This is a genomic window from Sorangium sp. So ce1335, from assembly GCF_051521615.1.
In the GTDB taxonomy this organism is placed as follows: Bacteria; Myxococcota_A; Polyangia; order Polyangiales; family Polyangiaceae; genus Sorangium.
The window spans coordinates 5218746-5243367 of the sequence record NZ_CP150363.1 but is presented as its reverse complement, the minus strand read 5'-3'; the positions used below and the strand labels follow the sequence as shown (position 1 = coordinate 5243367).

Sequence of the window (24622 nt, the reverse complement as noted above, 5' to 3'; positions counted from 1 at the left end):
CGCGCAACCCTCGGTCAACGCCATCGGCTGTCGAGCGCGATCAGCGACCCTCCGGCGCCGGGGCCGCCCCGGGCGACGGCCCGACGCGCTCCTCGATCGCCTGGATTGTCGCCTTGATCTCGCCCGAGATCGAGGCGCACGGCGCCGCGCAGCGGCTCATCCCGAGAAAGCCGCATCCCTTGCTCTTGCCGACGACGAGCGGCGCGAGGACGTCGATCGCGCGCCGATCGCCGTCGGCCTTGGCGCGCGCGAGCAGCGGCTGCCGCGCCTTGCAGGAAGCGGCGCCCCGCAGCTCGTGCGCGACGCGCAGCGCGGGCGTGGCCCGCTCCAGGACCGCGGCCTCCGCGAGGCGCTTCGCGGCGCGCTCCTTGAGCGCGGAGCTGCCCACCGCGAGGTCGTAGAGGAGGTCGGCCCCGTGGCTCCCCAGGGGGCCCGCCATGAGGTCGAGCGCGGAAGAGGCGGCCTCGGGAGGTCCGCCGGCGGCGCTCGCGACGACGCGCTTCACGTCGTCGTCGGCGGCCGCCCCCGGATCGAGCTCGAGGAGCCGCTTCGCCGCGGCCAGCGCGGCGGCGTGGTAGGGCGGCGGGAGCGCGTGGCGAAGCATGAGGGCCCGGAAGATCGCCGGGTCCTTGGGGTAGCGCGCGGCGAGCGCCTCCAGCGCGAGCACGCCGCCCGCGTTCGCCGCGGCGAGCTCGTCGGCGGGGACCGCGTTGCTCGGGCGCGGGATGACCGGGCGCCGCGGCGCGGAGCCCTCCGGCGGCGCGCGCTCCGCGCCCGCGGCCGCCTCGATCCGGTCGAGCGAGGCGTCGTCGCGCACGAGGGCGGCGGCGACGACGAGCGCCACCGCGGCGGCCGTGCCGGCGACGAGCCACCGCGCCGCGACCGGCGCCCGCGCCAGCATGGATGCGCGCGGGCTGGCGGCGCTGACGCTCGTGGCGAGCGCGCTGCCCTTCGCGGGGAGCGTGCTCGGTCTGTCGGGGGAGCTGGCCCGGCTGGCGCCCGTTCCAGATGCCTGCGCTGGCATGGTCCGCTCACCTAACACAGGCGCGGGCCGCGGCCCATGGCCGGCGTCGCGCGCCCGGGCCTTGGCTCATCGCCGCCGTTCCCGCCACTGGAACACGGCGGCTGCGAGCGCGGCGCCCACGCTGATCAGGAAGAGCAGCGCATCCCACACCGGCCAGGCGATGCCGACGGCCCGCTGCAGGAACACCGCCTCGAGCAGCCGCACGAGCAGCGACGCGGCGCCGTAGGCCACGAGCGCGAGGACGACGGGCGTCGTGATCCGCGGCGCGAGCGCGCTCAGCCTGACGTCGTCCCGCCAGATGTGACGGAAGACGTAGAAGCCGCCGAACAGCCCGACGCCGAACAGGGCGCACAGGATCCCGAACGTGAGGAGCGCGGCGCCCTGGCCCGACAGCGCGGCGTCATCACCGCGCGCGGCGCGCACGAGGCCGGCGAGGCTGCTGACGAGGCCGGCGCCGAGCCATCCCAGGCCGAGGCTCGCCGAGAGGAAGACCATCTGCCGCGTCAGGTACGCCTCGGACGCGGGCGAGCCGGGCAGGCCGAAGGCCTGCGAGAGCGCGAACGGCCGCCCGAGCACGACGGACGGGCGCGCGAGCGGCGCGCGCGTGCTCGACGGCATCTGCCCGGCCGCGGCCGCCTCCTCGTACGGCGTGAGGTCGCTGGCGAGCTCGCCCATCGAGGCGTGACGGCCGCCCTTGTCCTTCGCCATCGCGCGCTGGAGGACGAGCTCCAGCCCGGGCGGGATCTCCGGGTTGAGCGCCCGCGGCGGCTTCGGCTCCTCCGTCATGACCGCAAGGAGCGTCGCCGTCGGGTCGCTCTGCTCGAAGGGGCGCTGCCCGGTGAGCGCGTGGTAGAGCACGGCGCCCACGGCGTAGATGTCGGCCCGGAGATCGACCTCCTCGCCCTTCGCCTGCTCCGGGGCCATGTAGGCAGGCGTTCCGAGCACCATGCCCGTCCTCGTGAGCGCCGAGGGCTCCGAGGTCTTCGAGATGCCGAAATCGAGGACCTTCACGGTCGGACACGCCGGATCGCCCGTGAGGAAGATGTTCTCCGGCTTGAGGTCCCGGTGGACGATCCCGGCGGCGTGCGCGGCCGCGATGCCGTCGCAGACCTCGCGCGCGATCCGCACCGCCGTGCCCACCGGCAGCCGTCCCCCGGACGCCGCGAGCAGCTCGCCGAGCCCCTGGCCGTCCAGGTACTCGGCGATGATGCACGGCCGGCCGTCGCTCAGCCGGTTCACGTCGTAGATCTCGACGACGTGCGGGCTCCTGATCGCCGCCGCCGCCTCCGCCTCGCGCTGGAAGCGCGCGAGGACGGTGGGCTGCTGGGCGAGCTCCGGGTGGAGCGTCTTCAGGGCGAACCGCTTGCCCGGGATGCGGGTGTGGTGCGTCTCGTAGACGCGGCCCATGCCGCCCTCGCCGAGGAGGCGGGTGATGAGGTACGCGCCCGCCACCGTGGCGCCGACGAGCGGGTCCGCCTCCGAGGGCCGATCGCCCGGCGCGCTCCCCGGGGGCGGCGCGGGTGGACGGACCGTGTCGGCGGTCGCGTAGTGCGAGGCCGCCCGCAGCCCCGTGGGGACCGCGGGCGGGCGGACCGTCTCGGGCGCCATGTCGGGCGCGGCAGCGCTCCCGCCGCCGGGGGGAGCCGGCGGGCGGACCGTCTCCGCGGTCGTCGACGCCGTCGGCATGACGGGCGCGACGATGGGCGTGGCGGTGGCCTGGGACTGAGCCAGCGCTCCACGGACGGCGGCCAGCGCGGCCTGCCGCTCCGTGTCGCTCATGACGCGGGTCGGCCCGTCGCCCTCCTCAGGCACGTGAGAGGGCGCGCCTCCGGTAGAACCGGACGAGGGTACGGCAGGGCTGCCCGAGCGACCGGGCGAAAAGCTCGAATCCGACACGCTCAGGGCCTCGCTCCCATGAATCCTGGTCGGCCCGCGCTGAAGGCGGGGACCGACGATCCGTCGCCAAACCGCAGACGAACGCCGCGAAGCGACGCTACCACGGATCGAGCTGCGCGAGGACGCCGACCTGCCGGACCTGGATCGGCACGCGACGTCGAGGCCTTCGCGCGGCCGGTCCGGCTAGCGGCGCGCCGCAGTCGGCGGGTCAGCCGGCGGGCTGCTCAGCCTGGACCGGCTTCTGCTTGGCGGCCTTGCGCTGCTCGGCATCGAGCAGGCCGATCCGCGCCTTCTGGCAGCGCTTCAGGCGCTTCTTCTTGAGCGGGGTGGCGAGCCATTCGTGACGCAGACGGACATTCCACTTCGGAGTATTGGCCATGATCGTAGGACTTTCTCTGCGAGGGCGGCGGAGACTACACAAACGTACGGGGGCGTCAAGCTGCCAGTGGGGCCGTCTGCTTCCCTTTTGTCGAGGAGGATCCGCTGCTGGATGCGGAGCCAGAGCGCGCGCGAGGCGGAAGCGGGGCGGGGCGGGAGCGCCCGCGCCGCGCGCAGCAGGGACGCGGCGAAGGCGTCCAGCGAGCGCTCCAGCGCGGGGAAGGGGCGCAGGGCGCTGCGGCGCTCGCGGGGCTGGCGCGCGACCGCGGCGCGGAAATCCTCGCGGGCGAGGCGCAGGCGGGAGCGGACGGTGTTCTCCTTGAGCTGGAGCTCCCGGGCGATGTCGGCCACCGGGACGCCGAGGACGTCGACCATCACGAGGATCACGCGCCGCTCGGGCGCGACCTTCAGGAGAAGCGCCGTCACGATCTCGGCGCGGTCCGCGCTCGCGAGCGTTTGCTCCGGGGTCGGCGTCGGATCGCGCCCGTCGAACGGCCATGAGCCGCCCGCCCCGGACGGGATCTCTCGGCGGCGATGGGCGCGCGCGTGGTAGTGGCTCGTCTTCCGCCACGCGATGCCGAAGAGCCACCGGTGGAGCGCCGCCTCCGGCTTGATCCGCAGGGGCGGAGGCCCTGCCGCGGAGCGCTCGGCCCGCGGGGCCGCGTGGTAACGCCACGGCTCGTAGGTGTCGAGGCCCCGGTAGGCCGCGAGGAAGATCTCCTGGAGCATGTCGTCCAGATCGTTCGCCGCGACGCCGAGCCAGCGGAGCGCGTGGTGGAGGAAGGGCAGGCCCGCCGCGTACACCGTCTCGAACGACGGGCGCGCCGAGGAGAAGGACGGCGAGGGCAGCGTCATCCGATGCTCCGTGCCACCGGGGCCGCCGGAAGATCCGCGCCGGCGTAGAGGGGGTAGGGGCGCGGCGCCGGCTGGTCTGCGGGCAGATCGAGCGCCGGGGGCGGCGGGAGCCAGCGCTCGATCGGCTCGAGCTCGACGAGCATGTCCAGCGACGTCCGGAGCGAGAGGCGGAAGTCGTCGTCCTCGGCGGCCCGGGCGCTGTGGAATGCGACATAGAACAGCACGGTGCCGAGCTGTGTCGCCTGCGGATCCGCGCGGCGCTGGAGGAAGCGATCGGCGAGATCGCACAGGGCATGAAACAGGCGGCCGCCCGGGCGACGGCTCCCGGGGCCGCACACGTCGAGCGTGGCGCGCCGGCGGGGGCGCCGGGCTGCTTTCTTTGGGGCAGGCGCGCAGGGCTGCGCCTTCGAACGGCTCCGGTTCGGCATGCTCCGGTCCATGGTCAAGGTTGAGGTCGCGATGGCCGTGCGTGCGACCATCGCCATGGAATACGGAGAGCTCTCCAGGATGATTTCGACTTCTGCTCTCGCGCACCGGCGGAGCTGCGGCGCCGACGTGGGAGGACCGGAGGCGCTCGGTCCGGCGCGATCGTCAGTCCGGCACGGGCGTCATCTGCACTTGCAGGTGGATCGGCGGGGCGCCGCTCCTGGCCTCGACGAGGCGGTCCCACGCGAAGTAGCCGGCCTTCTCGACGGTGATGCGGTGCGTGCCCGGCGGCAGCGCGACGCCGCGGGCGGCGACGTAGGCGAGCGCGCCGATGTACTGGTCGTCGATCGTGACCGACGCGTCGGGCACGTTCCCCTTCATCCGCAGCGAGACCGTCGCCGGCGTGCGCGGGACGCACGCCGAGAGCCCGAGCAGCAGGAGCGCCGCGGCGGCGCGCGTCCTCTTCGCGTTCTTCGCGTTTGCGTTCGCGCTCGCGCCGGCCATCGTCACTCCCACTCGATGGTCGAGGGCGGCTTCGAGGACACGTCGAGCACCACGCGGTTCACGCCGCGCACCTCGTTGATGATCCGCGAGCTCACCCGCGCGATGAGGTCGTAGGGCAGCCGCGCCCAGTCGGCGGTCATGCCGTCGGTCGAGTGCACAGCGCGCAGCGCGATGGCCTCGTCGTAGGTGCGCTCGTCGCCCATCACGCCGACGGAGCGGACGGGGAGGAGGACGCAGAAGCTCTGCCAGAGCGACTCGTAGAGCCCGGCGGCGCGGATCTCCTGATCGAAGATCGTGTCGGCCGCCCGGAGCACGCGGAGCTTCTCCGGCGTGACCTCGCCGAGGCACCGCACCGCGAGCCCCGGGCCGGGGAACGGCTGGCGGTAGAGGATCTCCCGCGGCATGCCGAGCGCCTCGCCGGCGGCCCGCACCTCGTCCTTGAAGAGCTCGCGCAGCGGCTCGATCAGGCCGAGGTTCATCCGCTCGGGCAGGCCGCCGACGTTGTGGTGGCTCTTGATGACGGCGCTCGGCCCCTTGAACGAGACGCTCTCGATGACGTCCGGGTAGAGCGTGCCCTGGACGAGCCACTTCGCGCCCTGCACCCGCTTCGCCTCCTCCTCGAACACCTCGATGAAGAGGCGGCCGATCACCTTGCGCTTCTGCTCGGGATCCACGACGCCGCGCAGCCCCTCGAGGAACCGCGCCGACGCGTCGACGGCGTCGAGGTTCATGTGGAAATGGTCGCGGAACGTGCGCTCGACCGTCTCGGCCTCGCCCTCGCGCAGGAGGCCGTTGTCGACGAAGATGCACGTCAGCCGGTCGCCGAGCGCGCGCTGGCAGAGGACGGCGGCGACCGAGGAGTCGACCCCGCCCGACAGGCCCAGGATGACGCGGTCGTGCTGGCCCGCCTTCTCGCGGACGGCGGCGATCGCCTCCTCCACGAACGACGCGGGCGTCCAGGTCGGCGAGAGGCCGGCGACGTCGAAGAGGAACGCCTGGAGGATCTCCTTGCCGCGCGGGGTGTGGACGACCTCGGGGTGGAACTGGAGGCCGTACATCTTGTCGCGCTCGCGCGCGACGGCGCAGAGCGGGCTGCCTGGCGAGGTGCCGAGCGCGACGAACCCCTCCGGCAGCGCGGCGAGGCGGTCGCCGTGGCTCATCCAGACGTCGATGGCGTCGCCCTCGGCGAAGCGGGAGAAGATGCCCGTCGGGCGCTCGACGCGCACCGTGGCGGGGCCGTACTCGCCGCCTGTGTGCGCGCGCTCGACCTTGCCGCCGAGGTGGTGCGCCATGAGCTGGAGCCCGTAGCAGATGCCGAGCGTCGGGACGCCGAGCTCCAGCACCTCGCGCGCGCAGCGGGGCGCGCCTTCCCCGTACACGCTGGCGGGGCCGCCGGAGAGGATGAGCGCCCGCGGGGCGAGCCTGCGCAGCTCGGCGACCGGCACGTCGAAGCGGTGAATCTCGCAGTAGACGCCAGACTCACGCACGCGCCGGGCGATGAGCTGCGTGTACTGAGAGCCGAAATCGAGGATGACGACGAAGTCCCGCCGGGGTGAGAGCATGGCTGCCGCTAGCATGGCGGTGCGGGATCCGCCAGGGTCGGGCCGCGGTCGGTCGATCCATCCAGCCATCCATCCATGCGCGCGGGCGCGGCGCGCGCATCGACGGCGGCGCGCCCGCTCGCCTCGCCTGGGTCACGGCTGCGCGGGGGGCGGCGGCGGCGTGGGCGCAGGCGGCGCGCCCGTGGGCGGCCCTCCCGGCGACGGGGCCAGGAGCGGCGCGCCCGGCGCGGCCGCCGGATCGTCCGGCGGCGCGGCCGGGGCCTCCGCCGCGCCGCTCCCTGGCGCGGGCGCGCCGCTCCCTGGCGCGGGCGCGCCGCTCCCTGGCGCGCCGCCGTCGAACGCGCGCGGGGGTTCGTATTCGGGCGGCGGGCCGCCCGGGAGCGGCTTCGGGGCGGACGAGCACGCCGCGGCGAGGAGCGCGGCGGCGATCGCGGCGATCGCGGCGAACTGCGAGGCGTGGTGGGCTCGTGTCATAGCTGGACTTCGCTGCCCGCGGCGCTCCCGGCAGGATCTGGAGGCTGCGGCAGGTCGGGAGGGCCGAACGGATCGGGCGGGATCTGGAGCCGCTCCGGATCACCGAACGGCGAGGAGGGGATGGAAGGCGGCGGCGACTCGAGCGGCGCCCCGCGCGCGTTCGGCGCCGCGAGGGGGATCCCCGTGCTCGGCGGGGCGGGGGCGTCCTCGGCCGCGTCCGGGCCGCCGCACGCCGTGGGCGCGAGCGCCGCGAGGAGCGCCCCCGCGACGAGCGCCGTCGCGCGCGGCCCCGGCGCCCCGCGCGAGGCGCGGCAGGCCGGGCGGGAGCGGCAGGCGAGGAACGCCTGGATCGACCTTCGGAGATCGCCGGACACGGCGGGTACGCTAGCACGGACACGCAGGAGAACGGTTGGCCCGCGCAGGGAGGCGAGCTAGGTTCCCGCTGTGGAACAGAGCAACGTCGATCTCGAGGGCACGCTGCGCGCGCTCTGCCAGCGCGCCCGGACGGCTGCCCGGGCCCTCGCACCCCTGGACCGGGCTCAGAAGGACCGCGCGCTGCGCGCCATCGCCGAGCGGCTGCGCGCCGAGGCCGGCGAGGGCAAGCGCTCCGCCGTGCTGGCCGCGAACGCCGAGGACGTGGCCGCGGCGCGCGCCGCGGGCGTCTCCGAGTCGCTCGTCGACCGGCTCGTGCTCGACGAGGCGCGCCTCACGGCGATCGCCGGCGCGGTGCTCGAGGTCGCGGCCGCCGGCGATCCGGTCGGGCAGGTCGTCGGCATGGAGCGGCGGCCGAACGGCCTGCTCGTCGGCCAGGTGCGCGTCCCGCTCGGCGTGATCGCGATGATCTACGAGTCGCGCCCCAACGTGACGGTCGACGCCGCGGTGCTGTGCCTGAAGAGCGGCAACGCCGCGATCCTTCGAGGCGGCAAGGAAGCGGCGCGCTCGAACGCGGCGCTCGGCGCGCTGCTCTCGGACGCCTTGCGCTCGGTCGGGCTGCCGGCCGACGCGGTGCAGATCGTCCCGTCGCTCGATCGCGAGGCGACGCGGATCCTGCTGGGCCTGACGGGCATGATCGACCTCGCCATCCCGCGCGGCGGCGAGGGGCTCATCCGGTTCGTCGCCGAGAACGCGCGCGTCCCCGTGATCCAGCACTACAAGGGCGTGAACCACCTCTACGCCGACGCCGGGTGCGACGTCGACATGGCCCTCCGCCTCGTCGAGAACGGCAAGCTCCAGCGCCCCGGCGTGTGCAACGCGCTCGAGTGCCTGCTCGTCCACGAGAGCGTCGCCGCGGCGCTGCTCGGGCGCGTCGCGGCCCTCGCGGAGCGCGGGCTCGAGCTGCGCGGCGACGAGGCCACCTGCGCGCTCGTGCCGTCGGCGCGCAGGGCCTCCGAGGACGACTACGGCCGCGAGTTCCTCGCGCCGATCCTCGCCGTGCGGGTCGTGCGCTCGCTCGACGAGGCGCTCGAGCACATCGGCCGCCACGGGTCGATGCACACCGAGGTCATCTGCACGCCGCGCTACGATCACGCGCAGCGATTCCTGCGCGAGGTCGACGCGAGCTGCGTGCTGGCGAACGCGTCGTCGCGGTTCAACGACGGCGGCGAGCTCGGCCTCGGGGCGGAGATCGGCATCTCCACGACGAAGCTCCATGCCTATGGCCCGATGGGGCTCGCGAGCCTGACGGCGCTCAAGTGGATCGCCTACGGCGAGGGCCAGACCCGCTGACGCGGGCGAGATGAGGGCCCCTGTCGACAGGGGCCGGGCACAAGAAAGCGAGAGAACGTTGGCGACGACGAAGAAGGACGCAGGCGAAGGGAGCAGCAAGCCGCGGGCGAAGTCGGGATCGAAGGCGGGCGAGGGCGCGGAGCCCCGCGTCCCCGCGCGCAAGAAGGCCGTCACGGCCAAGGCGGGCGCGGCGGGGCGGGCGAGCTCCGCGGCGAAGCCGAAGCGGCCGGCGTCGCCCCGGATCCGCGCCTCCCACGCGGGCGTCGGCGACGCCGCGGCGAAGGCCGGGCGGGCGCGCCGCGCGGCCGGCGCGGGCGACGAGGTGGAGGAGAACGAGCGCCCGGCGCGGCCGATCCCGGCGGATCGGCCGGCGACGAGGGCGCGGCGTCCGGCGCGGGGCGAGGGCGACGCGCCGCGGCCCGCGCGGGGCGGCGGCGAGGGCGGGGCGAAGGCGGCGCTGCCGCTCGCGGGCCGGGCGCCCGCGCGGGCCAAGTCGCCGCTCGCCGGCCCGAAGCGCGCGGCCGCGCGCCGCAGCACGCCGCCGGCGGCCCCCCAGCCGTCGGCGCCGGCGCGCGAGCTCGCGCTGACGCTGGCCGCGGCGGGGCTCGACAAGAAGGCGATCGGCGTCGAGATCCTGGAGGTGGTGGGGCGCGTCGACTACGCGGACTACCTGGTGATCATGACGGGCCGCTCCGACCGGCACGTCCACGCGATCGCGACAGGCCTGGAGGAGGCGACGCGCAAGCACAACGTCGCGCCGCTCTCCATGGAGGGCCTCGCCGCGGCGACGTGGGTGCTGATCGACTTCGGCGACGTCGTCGTCCACGTGTTCCAGGAGGAGACGCGCCGCCTGTACGACATCGAGGGGCTCTGGATCGACGCGGGCCGCGTGCCGGTCCCGCAGGACGGCCCGCCGCCGGGGGCGCAGCCCGCCCCGCGGTTCGACCCGAGCTGAGCGCGCCGTGCGCCTCGTCGTCGCGGCCGTCGGTCGCGTGAAGGACAGGCCGCTGCGCGCGGCGATCGACGAGTACCTCGGTCGAATCCGCCGCTACGTCGCGTGCGACGAGATCGAGATCCCGGACGGCCCGCCGGCGAAGGTCGGGCCGCTCCTTGCGCGGGCGACGGCGGGGGCGAGCGTCATCGCCATGGAGGTGAACGGCAAGCCGCTCGGCAGCGAGGCGTTCGCGTCCGGCGTGGAGCGGTGGGGCTCCCGCGGCAAGGGGGTCGTCGCGTTCCTGATCGGCGGGGCGGACGGGCTGCCGCCGGACGTCTCCGCCGCCGCGAACGACCGCTGGAGCCTCTCGCCGCTCACGTTCCCGCACCGCCTCGCGCGGCTCGTGCTGATCGAGCAGCTCTACCGCGCGATGACGCTGCTGCGGGGCGAGCCGTACGCGCACTGAGCCCGCGCGCGGTCACTCCTTCGGCCAGTCCGGGGCCGCGAGGTCCATCGGCCCATCGAGCCAGCTCGCGTAGGCCGCCTCGTCGGCCTTCCTGTACTGGCCGAACGTCTTCTCGAAGTACTCGCCCCAGTGGGGCTGCCGCCCGTCGACGTCGGTGAAGCCGTACGCGCGGGCGAGGTCCCACGAGCTGAAGACGCGGCCGGCCCTGGCCGCGACGTTCGGGTCGGCGGCGAGCGCCGCGACGGCGCGGCCGACGAAGTACGGGGTCTCCGATGCGATGAAGTGCGGGTCCTTGGCGGCCGCGTCGCGCCAGTTCTCCTCGGTGACGCCGAACCCGTCCAGCATGGCCTCCGAGCGCAGGAAGCCGGGCGTGATCGCGAGCGCCGTGATGCCTGGGTGGCGGCGCAGCTCCCAGGCCATGGCGAAGGCGAGGCGGATGACGGACATCTTGGCCAGATCGTAGAAGAGGTTGCCGCGGTAGCCGAAGCTGTCGCCGTCGGTGACCTCGACGATGAGGCCGCGGCCCTGCTCGAGCAGGAGCGGCACCGCGTGGCGGCTCGTGATGATGTGCGAGGTGACGGCGCGCTCGAGCAGGAGCTTCCCCTTGGGCACGGAGAGCTTCCAGAACGGCTGGCCGAACTCGGTGAGCTCGTCGCCGCCCCAGACGTCGTTGACGAGGACGTCGAGCCGGCCGCGCTCGCGCCGGATCCGGTCGCAGAGCGCCTCGACCTGCTCCTCGACGGTGTGGTCGACCTGGGCGGCGACGCCGTGTCCTCCGGCCGCGGTCACCCGCTCCGCGGTCTCCTCGATCGTCTCCGGGCGCTGGCCCGTGGCGGGCTGGCCGCGGACGCTGCGCCCGGTGCAGTAGACCGTCGCGCCGGCCTCGCCGAGCGAGCACGCGATGGCGCGCCCTGCGCCGCGCGTGGCTCCGGCGACGAGGGCGACCTGTCCTTCCAGCGGTTTCATTCGGTATCTCCTCCTTCGTGGGGCCGGCGTCGCCGCGCCGCAGCGCGAGCCGCGCGCGGGCGGCGTCGCCGGTCCGGTCGTGCGGAGACGCTACGGGACGATTCCTGACACCTTCTGTCATGAATTCCGCGTAGGCTCGGATCCGGGTCGAATCAGGGCCAGATCGAGGTCAGGTCGAGGCCAGGAGCAGGGACGGACGTCATGCGCGCGGATCGGCTGCTCAGCTTGATGTTGCTCCTCCAGCAGGCGAAGGGCCGGCAGCTCACGGCCGAGGACCTCGCGCGGCGGCTCCAGGTCTCGGCGCGGACGATCTACCGGGATCTCGACGCGCTCTCGTTGGCGGGCGTGCCCGTGTATGCGAACCGTGGCCCGAACGGCGGGATCGCGCTGCTGGACGGGTGGCAGACGAGCCTGACGGGGCTGACGCAGATCGAGGTGCAGGCGCTCTCCGCGGTGGCCGCGCCGGGCGCGCTGGCGGACATCGGCCTGTCGGCGGCGCTGGAGAGCGGCTTGATCAAGCTGTCGGCGGCGCTCCCGGTGGTGCAGCGGTCAGCCGCCGAGCACGCGCGGCAGCGGCTCCACGTGGACTCGTCGGGGTGGTTCCAGGGAAGGGAGTTGGTGCCGCACCTCGACGTGCTGCGGGAGGGGGTCTGGCAGGACCGCAAGGTGTGGCTCGCGTACCGGGACTTCGACGGCGAGGCGAGCGAGCGGGTGGTGGACCCGTACGGGCTCGTGATCAAGGCGGAGCGCTGGTACCTCGTGGCCGGGACGGCGCGCGGGCCGACCGTGTTCCGGGGCGCGCGCGTGGAGGGGGCGCGGCTCCTCGACGAGGGGTTCGCGCGGCCCGAGGGGTTCGACCTGGCGGCCTGCTGGAAGGAATGGTGCCAGCGGTTCGCGGAGCGCCGGGCGAGCTACGTGGTGACGCTCCGCGCGAGCGAGGAGGGGGAAGCGGCGCTCCGGCGGGTCCGGCCCAGCGGCGAGCACGAGCGCTGGGGGCAGGGGAGCCGCGGGCGTGACGGGACGAGGACCGTGACGGTGGATTTCGAGCGGGAGTCGATCGCGGTCTCGCAGATCCTCGGTCTTGGCAGGGGGATCGAGGTGCTGGAGCCGGCGGCCCTGCGGGCGCGGCTCGAGGCGATCGCGGAGGACCTGCGCGCCGTGTACGGGGCGCGCGAGGGGGCGAGGGCGGGCGCCGGGGTGGTGGTGGCGTCCGCATCGACGCCGCGGAGGCGAGACCGGAGGAAGGCGGCGCCGTCGACCGGCGCCGGGTAAGAAAAAGAATTCACGCCGGAGGCTGTCGAGAGGCTCCGGTTTGAATTGAAATTCACCCGGAGGCTGTCGAGAGGCTCCGGGTAGAAAAAGAATTCAGGATGGAGGCTGTCGAGAGGCTCCGGTTTGAATTGAAATTCACCCGGAGGCTGTCGAGAGGCTCCGGTTTGAATTGAAATTCACCCGGAGGCTGTCGAGAGGCTCCGGTTTGAATTGAAATTCACCCGGAGGCTGTCGAGAGGAGGTGGGGGACCCCCCCCTGCCGGAATGATGGAACCGCCAAGACGCCATAAGACGCCAAGAAAACACAAAAAATCTTGGCGTCTTATGGCGTCTTGGCGGTTCAAAAGACCCCGCCTTCGGCCGAAGTACCCCACGACCGTCGAGAGGCTCCGGTTTGAATTGAAATTCACCCTGGAGCCCGCCGGTTGCGCCAAGGCCGGAATAACGACACCCCCATGAAAAGGCGAGTCGCCCTGTCGCCGTCGCTTCCTTGCGCAGGGCTCAGCGTCGGCCGCTGGACGCCTGACGCGGTGGCCCGGGTCGGGCTTGACGGGCGGTCGCGCTCCGGCGCTACCGTACGCTCATCATGGATCGGGGAGACGTAGCGAGCGCAGCAGCGGAGAGGGCCGGGGACCGATGACCTTCGGCGCGCACGACGACGCGCTCGCGCGATGCCGCTGGCCCGATCTCTCGCCGAGGTACGCGCGCGCGCTCCGCGCGGCGGTCGACCTCGTGCTCGAGCGCTTCGAGCCGCTGGCCATCGTGGCGGCCGGATCCATCGTCCGCGGCTGCGGAGATCCGTCGAGCGATCTCGATCTCTTCGTGATCCACGGCGCTCCGTACAAGCAGCGGTTGCAGCGCTGGTTCGGGGACGTCCCCGTGGAGATCTTCGTGAATCCTCCCGCCGCCGTGCGTGAGTACTGGGTCGCCGAGCATCAGAGCGGCCAGCCGTCCGTCGCGCACATGCTCGCCACGGGGTTTCCAGTCCTCGGATCTCCGCTCCTCGACGAGCTCAGGGCAGAGTCCGCCGTGTGGCTCGCGAAGCGGACCGCGCTCACGCCCGACCAGGATGCCTGGGCGCGGTACAGCGCCGCGACGCTCCTGGAGGACGCCCTCGACGTCGCCGCGCGCGATCCCGCGATGGCCAGCGCCCTGCTCGCCGAGGCCGTCCTCGCGATGGTTCGCTACCATCTCCTGGCGCGCAACGGCGTCCTGCCGCGCGCCAAGGAGCTCCTCGCCGAGCTCGAGCGGAGCGACCCGGAGGTCGCCCGCTCGGCGCGCCGGTCCTTCGAGGCTGCCTCGCTGGGAGACCGGATCACCGCCGCGCACGCGGTCGCCGATGTGTGCATAGGCGCTCGCGGGTTCTTCGCGTGGGAATCCGAGCGCGTGCCTGTGGCGGCGCCCTCCGGGTGACGGTCGCCAGGAGCCGCCCGGCTGAAGCGGACGCCCGGCTGAAGCGGACGCACGAGCGCTGCTGTTGCCGTGATGCGCCCGCAGCAGGGCTGTCCGGAGCGCGCGAGCGCTGAACTTCATGCAGGCTTGCGACACGGAGGGGAGCGCCGGATGCACCACGCGCGATCGGGGTTCGTGTTCTTCATCGTTGTGACAGCCATCGGTGTGACCGCCTGTGCGGCGAGCGGGCCGGCCACGGAGGCCGCGTCCCCGGCGGTCGAGGACCGCGCCGGATCCGCGTGGTTCATCGATGCCGACGGGAACGTGAAGACCTGGGTTCCGGGCAGCAGCGCGCCCTCGGACCTAAGTCTTCAGGACGATGTGATGGAGGTCCGTTGTCGCGTCTCCACGGAGGGCGAGTACTACGGGTGCAGGCGGCTGCGAGGGCCTCGGTCGGCCGAGGATGACGTCTTCGCGGCGCTGAGGACGATGCGCGCAGAGCCGGCCACGAGCAACGGTGAGCCCGTCGAGGTCTGGCGGACGCTCACCTTTCGACTGGGATTCCGGATGAACTGACCACCGCGTCGGCCGAGGATCGACCGCCCGCGGCGAGCTTCTCTCGAGATCTCCCACCCTCGGATGCCCCGCAATCGGCGTCAGCCGGGTTGCATCAGGTGTGGTTTGTGGTTTAGTTCTCCCCCTGAAGCAATTGGCTTGATTGAAAGAGCCGCTTAACAATAAATTACAGAAAGGGACTGACTTTGATCTTGACGAGCTTCGGTGCCAGAATCCGCTTCGTTTGCGCTATTTCGCTGCTCGGAGGGGCTGGCTGCGTCTCCCCTGATCTCCAGGGCACGGACCTCGAAGGCGACATGTCCGCCGAGGTGGGTGAGGCCGTTCAATCGCTCTCGACTGTAACGTTCCGCGCCAGCTCGACGGCGAGCGCGAAGAACGTGACCTCGTTGGCCGTGGCGAAGCCCGCGGGCGTCGTGCAAGGCGACGTCCTGATCGCGCGCATCGCCAACCGGAATCACGTGGAAGCGGTGATCACCCCGCCGGCGGGATGGACGGTGCTCCGCTCGGATCAGAGCGCGTCTGCCATCAAGTCGTGGGTCCTCTGGAAGGTGGCGACCGGCGCGGAGCCCGCCAGCTACTCCTTCGGGTTCGACGTCTCTGCCTACGTGGCGGGGAGCATCGTGGCGTTCAGCGGCGCCGACCCCGTGAACCCGATCGACGCGGTGAGCGGCCAGAAGAACGGCAACTCCGCGACCCTGGCGGCGCCCGCGGTCACCACCACGGCGGCGAACGGCGTCGCGGTCTGGTTCGGGACGCAGGTCTGGACCGGATCGGCCTGCCCGGCGAGCCCGATCCAGCCGCCCGCGGGCTTCACCGAGCCGTTCGACACGTGCCTCCTCTCGTCGTCCACGGGCCTCCTGTTCGACGCGGCGTACGCGCAGCTCGGCGCAGCGGGCTCGCAGCCGGCGTGGAGCGGCAGCTCGCCCTTCCCCAACACGAACACCGCGCAGGTCGTCACGCTGAGGCCTGCCGGCGCCCCGGCCTGCACCGCGGGCGACAGCTTCGCCAGCACCTTCACGACGCTCGGGAGCCTGACCTCGACCGACATCGTGGAGATCTCCGGGCTCGCCGCGAGCCGCGTCAACCCGGGCGTCCTGTACGCGCACAGCGAGAACAACGCGAACTTCGTCGCCATCAACAAGACGAACGCGGCGGTCGTCGGGAGCTATGTCGCCGGCGTGTTCCCGTGGGACTGGGAGGACGTCGCGACCGGCCCGTGCCCCGCGGGGAGCTGCATCTTCATGGCGGACATCGGCAAGAAGAGCGGGCATCCGCCGCCGGAGCCGACGACCTTCGCCGTGTACCGCATGAAGGAGCCGAACCTCGCCGCGGGCGAGACGAGCGGCACGGTGTCTGGCGACAGGTTCCCGTTCCAGTATCCGGACACGGCGCAGAACGCCGAGGCGCTCATGGTGCATCCGACGACGGGGGACATCTACGTCGTCACGAAGAACGGCACCACGGGGCTCAGCAAGGTGTACAAGTTCCCCAAGCCGCTACCGGCGCCCGACACGATGTCCACGTTGATTCACGTGGCGGATCTCCAGATGCCTCAGGGCGCGGACGTGCCCGCCTGGGAGGTCACCGCCGGGACCATCCACCCGTGCGCCAACCGCTTCCTGCTGCGCACCTACCGTGCGGTCTACGAGTACCGCGCTCCGGCCGGAGGGAGCTTCGAGTCGGCCTTCTCCGCGTCGCCCGTCGCGCTCACGGACACCAAGGAGGGGCAGGGCGAGTCGATCGAGTACGAGCCTGACGGCTCCGGCTATTTCACGATGACCGAGAGAGAGACTGCCCCGTACCCGCTGAAGCGCGTCGCTCGCCAGTAGGGCAAGCGGCCATCCCGTCACTCGCCCGCTCATCAACCACCCCTCGGGTCTCATCCCCCGCTTCCGCGCTCACAGCACGTTCGCAGCAACGGTGTTTTCCGCGCGGGGTAGGGGATGGGCCACCCCATCTTCAACCACGGTAGGCCCGCGGCGAGGGTGTTCTGGCAAGGTGCCCCCGCTCACTCCGGGAAGAACGTCTCGATCGCGAGCGCCGGCGTACCCTCCGGGTGGACCCCGCCGAGCAGCGCGAGCGTCCCGTTCGGCGCGGGAACCGCCGTCGCCCCGCGCCGCGGCTCCCGCAGCGGCAGCTCCTCCACCTGCGCCGCCGCGACATCGGCCACGAAGCTCCTCGTCAGCCCCCCGTCGCCCGCCTCGGAGCCCACCGCGAGCACGCGCCCGCCCGGCAACGCGAACGCGGCGACGTCCACGACCGCCGCGGGCAGCGCGGCGCCCGCGACCTCCACCGCGGCGCAGCTCGCCGCGCACCCCGGCGCGAGCCGCCGCGTCGGCGCCGCCGCGCCGCCCTCGACCCCGCCGACGAGCGCGATCTCCCCGGGCCCGGTCACCGCGGCGCCCGCGCCGTGCGTCGCGTCCGGCGGGAACGGCCGCGGCAGGAACGCTGTCGCGCCGTCGCCGAGCACCTCCACCCCCGCGCCCTCCGCGCTCCCGCCGGCGACGACAAGGCCGAGCCCCTCCACCCACACGGCGGCGGCGCCGGCCCGCGCGTGGCGGAGCCGCGCCACCGAGAGCGTCCGGTCCGCGCCGACGACGAGCACCGCGTCCGAGGGCTGACCGGGCGCCCCCGAGGGCTCGCCCGCGCGCGCCCCGCCGACGACGAACGAGCGGCCGTCGGCGGCCTCGACCGTGCGGCCGCCCGCCACCTCCGCGAACGAGCCGAGCCCCGTCGGCAGCGACGCCTCGGCGCTCTGCCCGGCCAGGAGGTCGGTCCAGGTCGCGCCCTCGCCGTCGATCGCGAGCAGCACGTCCCCGCGGACGACGAGCGACCGCGCCGCCCGCGGCAGCGCGCTGCTCGAGGCGCTCCCGCCCCAGCCGGCGAGGTCGTACGCGTCGAGCCGCCCCGGATCCACGTCGCCCGCCGCTGCGCCGGCGGCGGCGCCTCCGGTGAGGAACAGGTAGCGCTCCGCGAGCACCCCCCCGGGCGCGCCGACGCGGGACGCCGCGATCCCGCCCGGCGGCCGCGCCCACCGGCCGGTCCGCTGGGCGAAGAGCCGCAGCACCTCGCCAGGCACCGAGGGGAGGTAGATGCCCGACGCGGAGCGCCCGCGCACCACCGTCGCGCCGGCCGCGTCGAGGCCGCGCACCTCGAACGTGTATGCCCGCTCCGCCGGGATCTCGCCGAAGTCGAGCGCCCCGCCCGGCGCGGCCGACGCGGACACGGCCACGTCGCCCTCGACCGCCGCGGCGGTCACCTCGATCCGCGCGACGGGCGGGTCTTCCTGGAAGGCGCCCGCCTCGTGCCCCGGTACGACCTCGACCGTGATCGTCCGCGGCTCGGAGGCGCAACCCAGGAGACCGACGTGGACGACGCAGCCGATGCACGCGACGCAGCCGCGCAGCAGCAGGCCGAGCGCGGGCAGGACGCGCTCCGGGGGCGGGGTCTTCATGAGGGCGCAGTCATAGCGCCTCGCGCGCGCGCCGGCGCCCGCGGTCGAGAACTTTCCCCGCGCGCGCCCCGCGTGCGAGGCTGCACGGCCCGAGCCGAGCGCGGGCTCACCGCCGAGCGCTCACCGTCGCGCTCTCCCCGGTGGATGTAGGATAAAGTGAGACACGAAAGTTGTCGCGTCTCGGCCAGGCAGGGTAGACGGGTCGAGGAGGACGTATGAGGCGCAGCAAGGGCGAGAGCATGGACACCGGGTCGGTGCGCAACCTGGAGGAGATCCAGGAAGAGGATCCCGGGGCTCGCCCATCGCGCGCTGGCGCGCTGGTGCTCGCCTCGCTCGGCGGGGCGTGCATCGTCTTCGCGTCCGTGGCGCTCCTTCGCGCTCCGCAGCGCGAGAAGCCGGTCAGCGCCGATCCGCTCGGCGATCTCGTCGCGCGCGCCCACCCGGCCGGCGTGAAGCCGGCGCCGCGCCCCGCCACGATCGGGCACGACGTGACCTTCCCCGCGATCCTCTCCGACGCGGAGAACCCGACGACCGCGCTCGAGGCCGTGCGCAACCCGCGGGCCGCGAAGGCGGCGGACTCCGCCCAGCCGCCCGCGGCCGACGCCGGTCCGCCGTTCCCCGCGGACCGGCTCCCCGTGGTCCCGCTGCCGGCGCAGCACGTCCTCGGGCCCTCGGGAGGCGAGGTCGCTCCGAACGACACGCTCACGGCGATGGCGCGCCACGTGGCGCGCGAGGAGGGCCCCGAGACCGAGCGCGGCGGGCCGGGCGGCTACCAGCTCCAGGTGAGCTCGTTCAACGATCCCACCGACGCCGAGAACTTCGCGGCGGCCCTGCGCCGCCGCGGGCACAAGGCCTACGTCGAGCCGGCGTACGTCAAGGGCCGCGGCCTCTGGCACCGCGTGCGGATCGGCCCCTTCAAGTACAAGCGCTCGGCGGTGATCTACCGGCAGGAGTTCGAGGCCAAGGAGCGCCTCGTCACATTCATCGTCGATCCGCCCAAGACGACCGTGAAGGTGGCTGACAGCTCCGGCGACGACGCGTAGATCAGGAGCTCAGGAGAGCTTCGATCCGATGCACGCGCGAACGGTGCGGCACATCGTGCCGCGGCGAACGGTGACGCTCCTCGTCGCGTGCCTCGGGGCGCTGCCCGCATGCACAGCGATCTCGGGGGTCGGCGAGCTCCGGTTCGATGGGGCCGGGGCCTCGGGCGGCTCCGGAGGAAGCGGCGGCTTGCCCAGGTGACGCCGAGCGCGGGGCGCCGGCCCGCGCGTCAGCCGCCCTGCCGGCGCGCCCCTTCGGCCGCGGCGCCCGGGAACGCCGCCGCCGGCGTGAGCGCGCACGACAGCACCCCCTTGGCCCCGGCGAGCTGCCCCGCGAGCTCGGACAGCGCCGCGCCGCGGCCCTTGAGCGCCATCACCTGGAGCAGCCGGCCCTCGTCGAGGCGGACGAGCAGGCTCGAGACCACCGCCCCGGCGTGCTGCTCCTCGAGCGCGGAGATCCGCTGCACGAGCTCCCGCACCTCGGGCGCGTAGACGACGGTCAGCGTCGCCGCGACCTCGGCCCCCTCGTCCCAGGCGGCGCGCGTCAGATCCGCGCGGACGAGATCCCGCAGCGCCTCCGAGCGGTTCTCGTAGCCCTGCGCGGCGATGCGCCGATCGAACTCGGCGAGCAGCGCGCGATCCATCGCCACACCGAAGCGGACAAGGTCGCTCATCGTCGTCCTTCGTCAGCTCTTGCGCCGCTCGAGGTGCCGCCGCGCGGCGTCCTTCACCGGCGACGTGACGTTCTTGCTCTTCGAGATGCCCCGGAGATCCGCCTCGCGCAGGTGCTGGACCAGCCGCGTCGCGACGAGCACCGGCGTCCTCGGGTTCTCCACGAGGTTCCGCTTGACCGTGTAGCTCTTCATCCACTCGGGCGTCGTCGCGATGATGCGCAGCACCTCGTCGGAGATGTTCCGGTTGCGGCTGATGAGGACGACCTCCTCCTCCTGCATCTGCGGGCTGCGCACGGCGGCGCTGGCCACGAGGCGGTTCGCGTCGCGGACGAGCAGCATGCGCTCCTCACGCGAGCCGAGCATCGCCCGCCGGATGCGCTGCGACATGGTCATGTCGGCGAGCCGCTTGTAGAGCGGCACGTACTGCTCCTTGATCTCCTCCTTGCCCTCCTCGTCCTCGACGTGGGTGTCGACCGCCTCGTCGGCGGCGAGGGCGTCCGAGAGCGCCTGCGTCTCGTGGAACAGCACGTCGTCCGGCGTGGGCTCGGGCGACGGCTCGGCGATGAGCTCGTCCTTGATCGCGAGGCTCACCTCGCGCCACGCCGGGATGCCCGTGAGCTCGACCCCGTTGCGCGACGCGAGGTCAACGAGCCGATCGGCCGTCGACATGCGCGTGCTCTTGTTGAGGTAGAGCCGCTCGATGACGCGCGGGTTCCTGAGCAGCCGCTCCTCGTTGACGGCGATGAGCTCGGTCACCGCCTCGCTCCCGGTCCGCGCGAGCTCCTCGAGCGTGTCCGCGGCGATCGTCGGCATCGCGCAGAGCCGCTCGACGACCGGGAGCCGGTCCGCGTAGAGGCGGGCCAGCCGGTCGACGACAGCGGGCTGGAGCTCGCCCCCGAGCGCGCCCTGGAGGAGCGGCTCGGGGAGCGCGGACAGCGTCTTCTCGGCGGTCTCGCGGGCGGGTTCGTCCTCGCGCGACGCGAGCAGCACGAGCAGCGTCACGATGTCGCCCGGCTTGAGCCCGGGGGCGATGCCGCGCGCCGCCATCTCCCGGAGCTTCGGCGGCGCTCCGGGCTGCGCCATCTTCTGCGCGGGCGCCGAGAGGGCGCCGACGTCGATCGGCGCGATCATCCGCGGGGCCTCCCCGGCGCGGCCCCGCGCCGGGAGCTCATGAAATGCCGCGAGCGCCGCGGGCACGGAGGTGACGACCGCGTCGCTCGGCGGGCGACGGAGCTCGGCGCCGGCCGGCGCGGCGCGGGTGAAGACGGCGAAGGGGACGGGCGTGGCGGAGGTGGCGCGAGCGAGGCGACGGGCATGCGATCCTCCCCGGCGGGGGCATTGCTGCTCCGCGATCTGCGGATTATCCTGAGGTCGCTGTGTGCCTGAAGGGCGCGGCGATCGTCAACGGAGAAGCGACAGCGCAGGTGGAGCGCGTCGCGCGCCGGGAGGTGCTCGGGGGGGCACGGCGCGGGCACGCTCGTCAATCTGGTCAACCTCGTCAGTTTCGTCAGTCTCGTCAGTCTCGTCAGTCTCGTCAGTCTCGTCAGTTCAGCCCAGCCAGAGGAGCGCGACATGGGGATTTTCGATTTCGTGAAGAGCGGCGTCCGCGAGATGATGATCGCGCGCCCGGACGCAGCGAAGCATCTCATCGTCTACAAGCATCCGGACCAGAACGTCCCCTTCTGGTCGCAGCTCACGGTCGACAGCGATGAGTGTGCGCTCTTCTTCAAGGACGGCCGGTACGTGGGCTACCTCCCGACCGGGCGCCACACCCTGCAGACGCAGAACATCCCGTTCCTGAACAACCTCGTCAACAAGTTCACGGGCGGGGACGTCTTCATCGCCGAGATCTTCTTCGTCAAGACGCAGCCGGTCCGCGGCGTGCCCTTCGGCGGGCCGCTGGAGTCGATGGAGGATCCCATCCTCTACGAGTTCGTGACGCCGCGCATCTTCGGCGAGTTCTCGCTGGTCGTCGTCGACCCGGTGCGCTTCGTCGTCGGCTACCACGGGCAGTGCGGCGGCAGCGGCGACAACGACGTCATCCTGAGCTGGATCAAGGGCAAGTTCTTCATGAGCGTGAAGACCGTGATCGGCCAGGTCTGCGCGCAGCAGCAGAAGAGCCTCCTCAACCTCGGCGGCATGAGCATGGAGCTCGGCGCCCGCATCGTGCAGTCCGCGCCGAACCTCGAGGAGATCGGCTGCAAGATCCTCGAGATCGGCAACTTCAACATCAACTTCTCGGCCGAGGACCAGAAGCTCCTCCGCGAGGCGAACAAGGCGCGCGGCGAGGCGCGCCGCGGCATCGGCGTCGCGCAGGACACCGCCCGCGCGAAGCAGTTCGAGCTCGATCAGCGGTTCCAGCAGGACGCGCGGTACGTCCAGCAGCTCGCCGGCAACTGGCAGAACTACGCCGCCGGCCAGGCGATGATGGGCGCCGGCCAGGGCATGGCGCAGGGCGGCGACGGCAGCGGCGTCGCGGGGCTCGGCGCCCAGGTGGCGATCGGCGCCGGCCTGGCGCAGGCGATGAACCCCGCCATGGCGGCGCAGGGCCAGCCCCAGTTCGTGCCGCCGCACATGCAGCACCCGGGCGCGCCGCAGCCGGGCTACCCGGGCGCGCCGCAGCCGGGCTACCCGGGCGCGCCGCAGCCGGGCTACCCGGGCGCGCCGCAGCCGGGCTACCCGGGCGCGCCGCAGGCCGCGCCTGCCGCCGGGCCGACCATCGAGCAGCGCCTGGAGCGCCTCGCGGACCTCAAGAACAAGGGCCTCATCACGGACGAGGAGTTCCAGGCCCGCAAGGCGAAGATCCTGGAGGAGATCTGAGCCCTTCCGCGCGCCCAGCCCGCCGCGCCGGGCGCCGGTCGAGGCGGGCGCGCCCCGCGTTCGCCGCCTGTCGCGACATGTCGCCATCTGATCCGAAACACAGCGCGCGCTTTCGGCTAGACTCGCCGGGGTGCCAGTAACGCTCCGCATGGCCGGGGATGCTCCGCCCGAGATGACTGCCAGCGAGTCCGAAGCGGCCGAGCTGTTCCATCGGGCAGAGATTCCGCGGCCGCTCGGGGACCACGGCAGCGCGCCGCCGCCGGCCCGCAGCGACGCGCCCCCGCGCGGCGACGCGCCGGGGGCCCACGGCCACGCGCTGCCGGGCGGCGACGCACTCCTGGGCGGCGATGCGCTGCCGGGCGGCGACGCACTCATGGGCGGCGATGCGCTGCCGGGCGGCGACGCGCTGCCGGTGAGGTCGGTGGTCCCGACGCGCAGCGATGCGCTGTCAGTGATGTCGGTGCTCCCGACGCGTGGCGACATGTTCCAGGCGCGCCGGGGGAGGGTGAAGCAGGTCCCGCGCGCGCGGCGCTGCCCGACCTGCAGGCTGACCTTCTCGGGCGACTCCAGGTTCTGCCCGTTCGACGGCGATCCGCTCGTCGACGCGCCGGACTGGAACCCGGCCGCCGATCCGCTGCTCGGGCGCACGATCGACGGGCGCTACGAGGTCCAGGCTGTCGTCGGCGAAGGGGGGATGGGGACGGTCTACGAGGTGCGCCACAAATCCCTCGGGCGCCTCTTCGCCCTGAAGGTGCTGCGGCGCGACATCGCGCAGGACGCCGAGCTCGTCGCCCGCTTCATCCAGGAGGCGAAGGCGGCCGCGGCGATCGGCCACCCCAACATCGTCGCGGTCAGCGACTTCGGCGCGATCGAGGTCGAGCCGGGGCAGCCGGAGCTGCCGTTCTTCGTGATGGAGTTCCTCACCGGGGCCTCCCTCGCGGCGCTCCTGCGCACCGAGAGGACGCTGCCGGCCGAGCGCGTCGGGCAGATCATGCTCCAGTGCGCCGCGGCGCTCGGCGCCGCGCACGCGGCGGGCGTCATCCACCGCGACCTCAAGCCCGACAACGTGTACCTCGTCCGCAACGGCGACCAGGAGTTCGTCAAGCTGCTCGACTTCGGCGTCGCGAAGGTCGCCGGCGGCAAGCGGCTCACCCGCATCGGCATGGTGTTCGGGACGCCGCACTACATGAGCCCGGAGCAGGCCGAGGGGAAGCGCATCGACGGCCGCGCCGACATCTACGCGCTCGGGGTCCTCATGTACGAGTGCTTCGCGGGGCGCGTCCCCTTCGAGGCGGACACGTACATGGGCGTGCTGACAAAGCACATGTACATGTCGCCCGAGCCGCTCGAGCAGGTGATGCCCGACGCCTCCGCGCTCGGCGCGTTCGGCCCGATCGTGATGCGCTGCCTGGCGAAGAGCCCGGAGGAGCGCTTCTCCTCGATGGCCGAGCTCGCCGCGGCCATCGAGCTCGCCCTCGAGGCGCCGAACCGCGCGGGCGTCACCATGCCCCAGGAAGAGCAGCCGCGCCGCGATCCGCTGAAGCTGCGCGACCGCGACGAGATGCTCGGCCCGGTCCAGGTGCCCCGGGCGCCGGGCGACGCGCTCTCGATGGGCGCGCGCGTCGCCATCGCGCTCGCGGCGGTCCTCGTGCCCATCGCCATCGCCGTCGGCTTCCGCGCGCTGCGGGCCTCGGCGCCCGAGGCGGCCCCCGAGGCCGCCGCTCCGGGCGCGCTCCAGGCGCCGACGGTGCTCGAGAGGGCGCCGGACGATCCGCCGCGCGACGGGCCCCCGGGCGACCAGCGCGACGAGCCCCCGCGCGACAGGCGCGACGAGCCCCCGCCCGGGAGCACGGCGGCCGCGCCGCCCGCGCCGGACCCGTCCCGTCTGCAGGGGACGCCCGTCGTGAGCCCGGCGAGGCCGCCCGTCGCGACGGCCCGGCCGGCGGCGACCGCCGCGCCGAGCGCGCCGGCCGTGAGGACGCCGTCGATCGGCGACATCATCGATCCCTGGGAGCGCTGATCGCGCGCGCGGCGCGCGACGAAACCTGGCCTTTCCAGGCGTCCTGTGCTCACGATGGGCGCCGCCGATCACCGGGCCCACGGCCGCGGGACATGCGATCGACGGCAGCGGCGACGCGCGGCCCGGACGCTTGACAGCGTCCGCTCGGGCTCGCCATCCTTCGC

The 24622-nt window shown here is 73.5% G+C and carries 23 protein-coding genes; 11 read left to right on the top strand and 12 right to left on the bottom strand.

Translation table 11 applies throughout. From position 1 onward, the window contains the following. Window positions 1–40: 40 nt before the first annotated feature. The 8 genes from WMF24_RS19240 to WMF24_RS19205 all read right to left on the bottom strand — a co-directional run bounded on the left by WMF24_RS19240 (window position 41) and on the right by WMF24_RS19205 (window position 7493). Window positions 41–1024 (bottom strand): hypothetical protein, encoded by a 984-nt coding sequence (locus tag WMF24_RS19240; protein WP_437737887.1) that lies wholly within the window; start codon window positions 1022–1024, stop codon window positions 41–43. A gap of 66 nt (window positions 1025–1090) precedes the next feature. Then, on the bottom strand, window positions 1091–2836 hold the full coding sequence (locus WMF24_RS19235; protein ID WP_437737886.1) for a serine/threonine-protein kinase: 1746 nt from the start codon (window positions 2834–2836) through the stop codon (window positions 1091–1093). A gap of 387 nt (window positions 2837–3223) precedes the next feature. Next, the gene (locus WMF24_RS19230; protein ID WP_437737885.1) at window positions 3224–4153 is read right to left on the bottom strand and encodes an RNA polymerase sigma factor; all 930 of its coding nucleotides are present in this window, start codon (window positions 4151–4153) and stop codon (window positions 3224–3226) included. Next, the gene (locus WMF24_RS19225) at window positions 4150–4581 is read right to left on the bottom strand and encodes a hypothetical protein (protein WP_437737884.1); all 432 of its coding nucleotides are present in this window, start codon (window positions 4579–4581) and stop codon (window positions 4150–4152) included. Before WMF24_RS19225 ends, WMF24_RS19230 begins: the two co-directional genes overlap by 4 nt. Window positions 4582–4744: 163 nt before the next feature. Continuing rightward, window positions 4745–5083: a PEGA domain-containing protein gene (locus tag WMF24_RS19220; RefSeq protein ID WP_437737883.1), complete on the bottom strand. Its 339-nt coding sequence runs from the start codon at window positions 5081–5083 to the stop codon at window positions 4745–4747. Between the two features lie 2 nt (window positions 5084–5085). Beyond that, entirely contained in the window at window positions 5086–6660 is a 1575-nt protein-coding gene (gene guaA, locus WMF24_RS19215; RefSeq protein ID WP_437737882.1) for a glutamine-hydrolyzing GMP synthase, read from the bottom strand. A gap of 117 nt (window positions 6661–6777) precedes the next feature. Next, complete coding sequence (locus tag WMF24_RS19210) at window positions 6778–7119, bottom strand: hypothetical protein (protein WP_437737881.1); 342 nt, start codon at window positions 7117–7119, stop codon at window positions 6778–6780. Continuing rightward, on the bottom strand, window positions 7116–7493 hold the full coding sequence (locus WMF24_RS19205) for a hypothetical protein (protein ID WP_437737880.1): 378 nt from the start codon (window positions 7491–7493) through the stop codon (window positions 7116–7118). Before WMF24_RS19205 ends, WMF24_RS19210 begins: the two co-directional genes overlap by 4 nt. 70 nt (window positions 7494–7563) lie before the next feature. Between WMF24_RS19205 and WMF24_RS19200 the strand changes: the two genes are divergently transcribed. From WMF24_RS19200 to WMF24_RS19190, 3 genes are read left to right on the top strand one after another with little or no spacing between them, the layout of a single operon-like run. Further along, window positions 7564–8844 (top strand): glutamate-5-semialdehyde dehydrogenase, encoded by a 1281-nt coding sequence (locus WMF24_RS19200; RefSeq protein ID WP_437737879.1) that lies wholly within the window; start codon window positions 7564–7566, stop codon window positions 8842–8844. A gap of 58 nt (window positions 8845–8902) precedes the next feature. Beyond that, window positions 8903–9799 (top strand): ribosome silencing factor, encoded by an 897-nt coding sequence (rsfS, locus tag WMF24_RS19195; RefSeq protein ID WP_437737878.1) that lies wholly within the window; start codon window positions 8903–8905, stop codon window positions 9797–9799. Window positions 9800–9806: 7 nt separating this feature from the next. After that, window positions 9807–10244, top strand: a complete 438-nt coding sequence (locus WMF24_RS19190; RefSeq protein WP_437737877.1) for a 23S rRNA (pseudouridine(1915)-N(3))-methyltransferase RlmH — start codon at window positions 9807–9809, stop codon at window positions 10242–10244. Between the two features lie 12 nt (window positions 10245–10256). Here WMF24_RS19190 and WMF24_RS19185 read toward each other — a convergent pair whose 3' ends face one another. Further along, the gene (locus WMF24_RS19185) at window positions 10257–11210 is read right to left on the bottom strand and encodes an SDR family oxidoreductase (RefSeq protein ID WP_437737876.1); all 954 of its coding nucleotides are present in this window, start codon (window positions 11208–11210) and stop codon (window positions 10257–10259) included. A 201-nt stretch (window positions 11211–11411) separates the two neighbouring features. Here WMF24_RS19185 and WMF24_RS19180 point away from each other — a divergent pair, with 201 nt between their 5' ends. The 4 genes from WMF24_RS19180 to WMF24_RS19165 all read left to right on the top strand — a co-directional run bounded on the left by WMF24_RS19180 (window position 11412) and on the right by WMF24_RS19165 (window position 16279). Then, window positions 11412–12482, top strand: coding sequence for a helix-turn-helix transcriptional regulator (locus tag WMF24_RS19180; RefSeq protein WP_437737875.1), 1071 nt, complete (start codon window positions 11412–11414; stop codon window positions 12480–12482). 636 nt (window positions 12483–13118) lie between these two features. Beyond that, window positions 13119–13895: a nucleotidyltransferase domain-containing protein gene (locus WMF24_RS19175; protein ID WP_437737874.1), complete on the top strand. Its 777-nt coding sequence runs from the start codon at window positions 13119–13121 to the stop codon at window positions 13893–13895. A gap of 150 nt (window positions 13896–14045) precedes the next feature. After that, complete coding sequence (locus WMF24_RS19170; RefSeq protein ID WP_437737873.1) at window positions 14046–14450, top strand: hypothetical protein; 405 nt, start codon at window positions 14046–14048, stop codon at window positions 14448–14450. A 296-nt stretch (window positions 14451–14746) separates the two neighbouring features. Then, complete coding sequence (locus WMF24_RS19165) at window positions 14747–16279, top strand: cell wall anchor protein (protein WP_437737872.1); 1533 nt, start codon at window positions 14747–14749, stop codon at window positions 16277–16279. A 179-nt stretch (window positions 16280–16458) separates the two neighbouring features. Here WMF24_RS19165 and WMF24_RS19160 read toward each other — a convergent pair whose 3' ends face one another. Continuing rightward, the gene (locus WMF24_RS19160; RefSeq protein ID WP_437737871.1) at window positions 16459–17904 is read right to left on the bottom strand and encodes a hypothetical protein; all 1446 of its coding nucleotides are present in this window, start codon (window positions 17902–17904) and stop codon (window positions 16459–16461) included. 215 nt (window positions 17905–18119) lie between these two features. On the opposite strand from WMF24_RS19160, the gene WMF24_RS19155 reads away from it, so the two are divergent. Continuing rightward, a complete protein-coding gene (locus tag WMF24_RS19155) occupies window positions 18120–18947 on the top strand; it encodes an SPOR domain-containing protein (RefSeq protein ID WP_437737870.1) in 828 nt (275 codons plus the stop codon). 28 nt (window positions 18948–18975) lie between these two features. Beyond that, window positions 18976–19146 (top strand): hypothetical protein, encoded by a 171-nt coding sequence (locus WMF24_RS19150; RefSeq protein ID WP_437737869.1) that lies wholly within the window; start codon window positions 18976–18978, stop codon window positions 19144–19146. Window positions 19147–19174: 28 nt separating this feature from the next. Here WMF24_RS19150 and nikR read toward each other — a convergent pair whose 3' ends face one another. Then, a complete protein-coding gene (gene nikR / locus WMF24_RS19145; RefSeq protein ID WP_437737868.1) occupies window positions 19175–19618 on the bottom strand; it encodes a nickel-responsive transcriptional regulator NikR in 444 nt (147 codons plus the stop codon). A gap of 12 nt (window positions 19619–19630) precedes the next feature. Continuing rightward, window positions 19631–20749 carry a hypothetical protein gene (locus WMF24_RS19140; RefSeq protein WP_437737867.1) on the bottom strand — a complete coding sequence of 373 codons (1119 nt, stop codon included), beginning with the start codon at window positions 20747–20749 and terminating at the stop codon, window positions 19631–19633. Window positions 20750–21190: 441 nt separating this feature from the next. On the opposite strand from WMF24_RS19140, the gene WMF24_RS19135 reads away from it, so the two are divergent. Next, window positions 21191–22438 carry an SPFH domain-containing protein gene (locus WMF24_RS19135; protein ID WP_437737866.1) on the top strand — a complete coding sequence of 416 codons (1248 nt, stop codon included), beginning with the start codon at window positions 21191–21193 and terminating at the stop codon, window positions 22436–22438. A 172-nt stretch (window positions 22439–22610) separates the two neighbouring features. Beyond that, window positions 22611–24458, top strand: a complete 1848-nt coding sequence (locus tag WMF24_RS19130; RefSeq protein ID WP_437737865.1) for a serine/threonine-protein kinase — start codon at window positions 22611–22613, stop codon at window positions 24456–24458. Window positions 24459–24622: the final 164 nt, after the last annotated feature.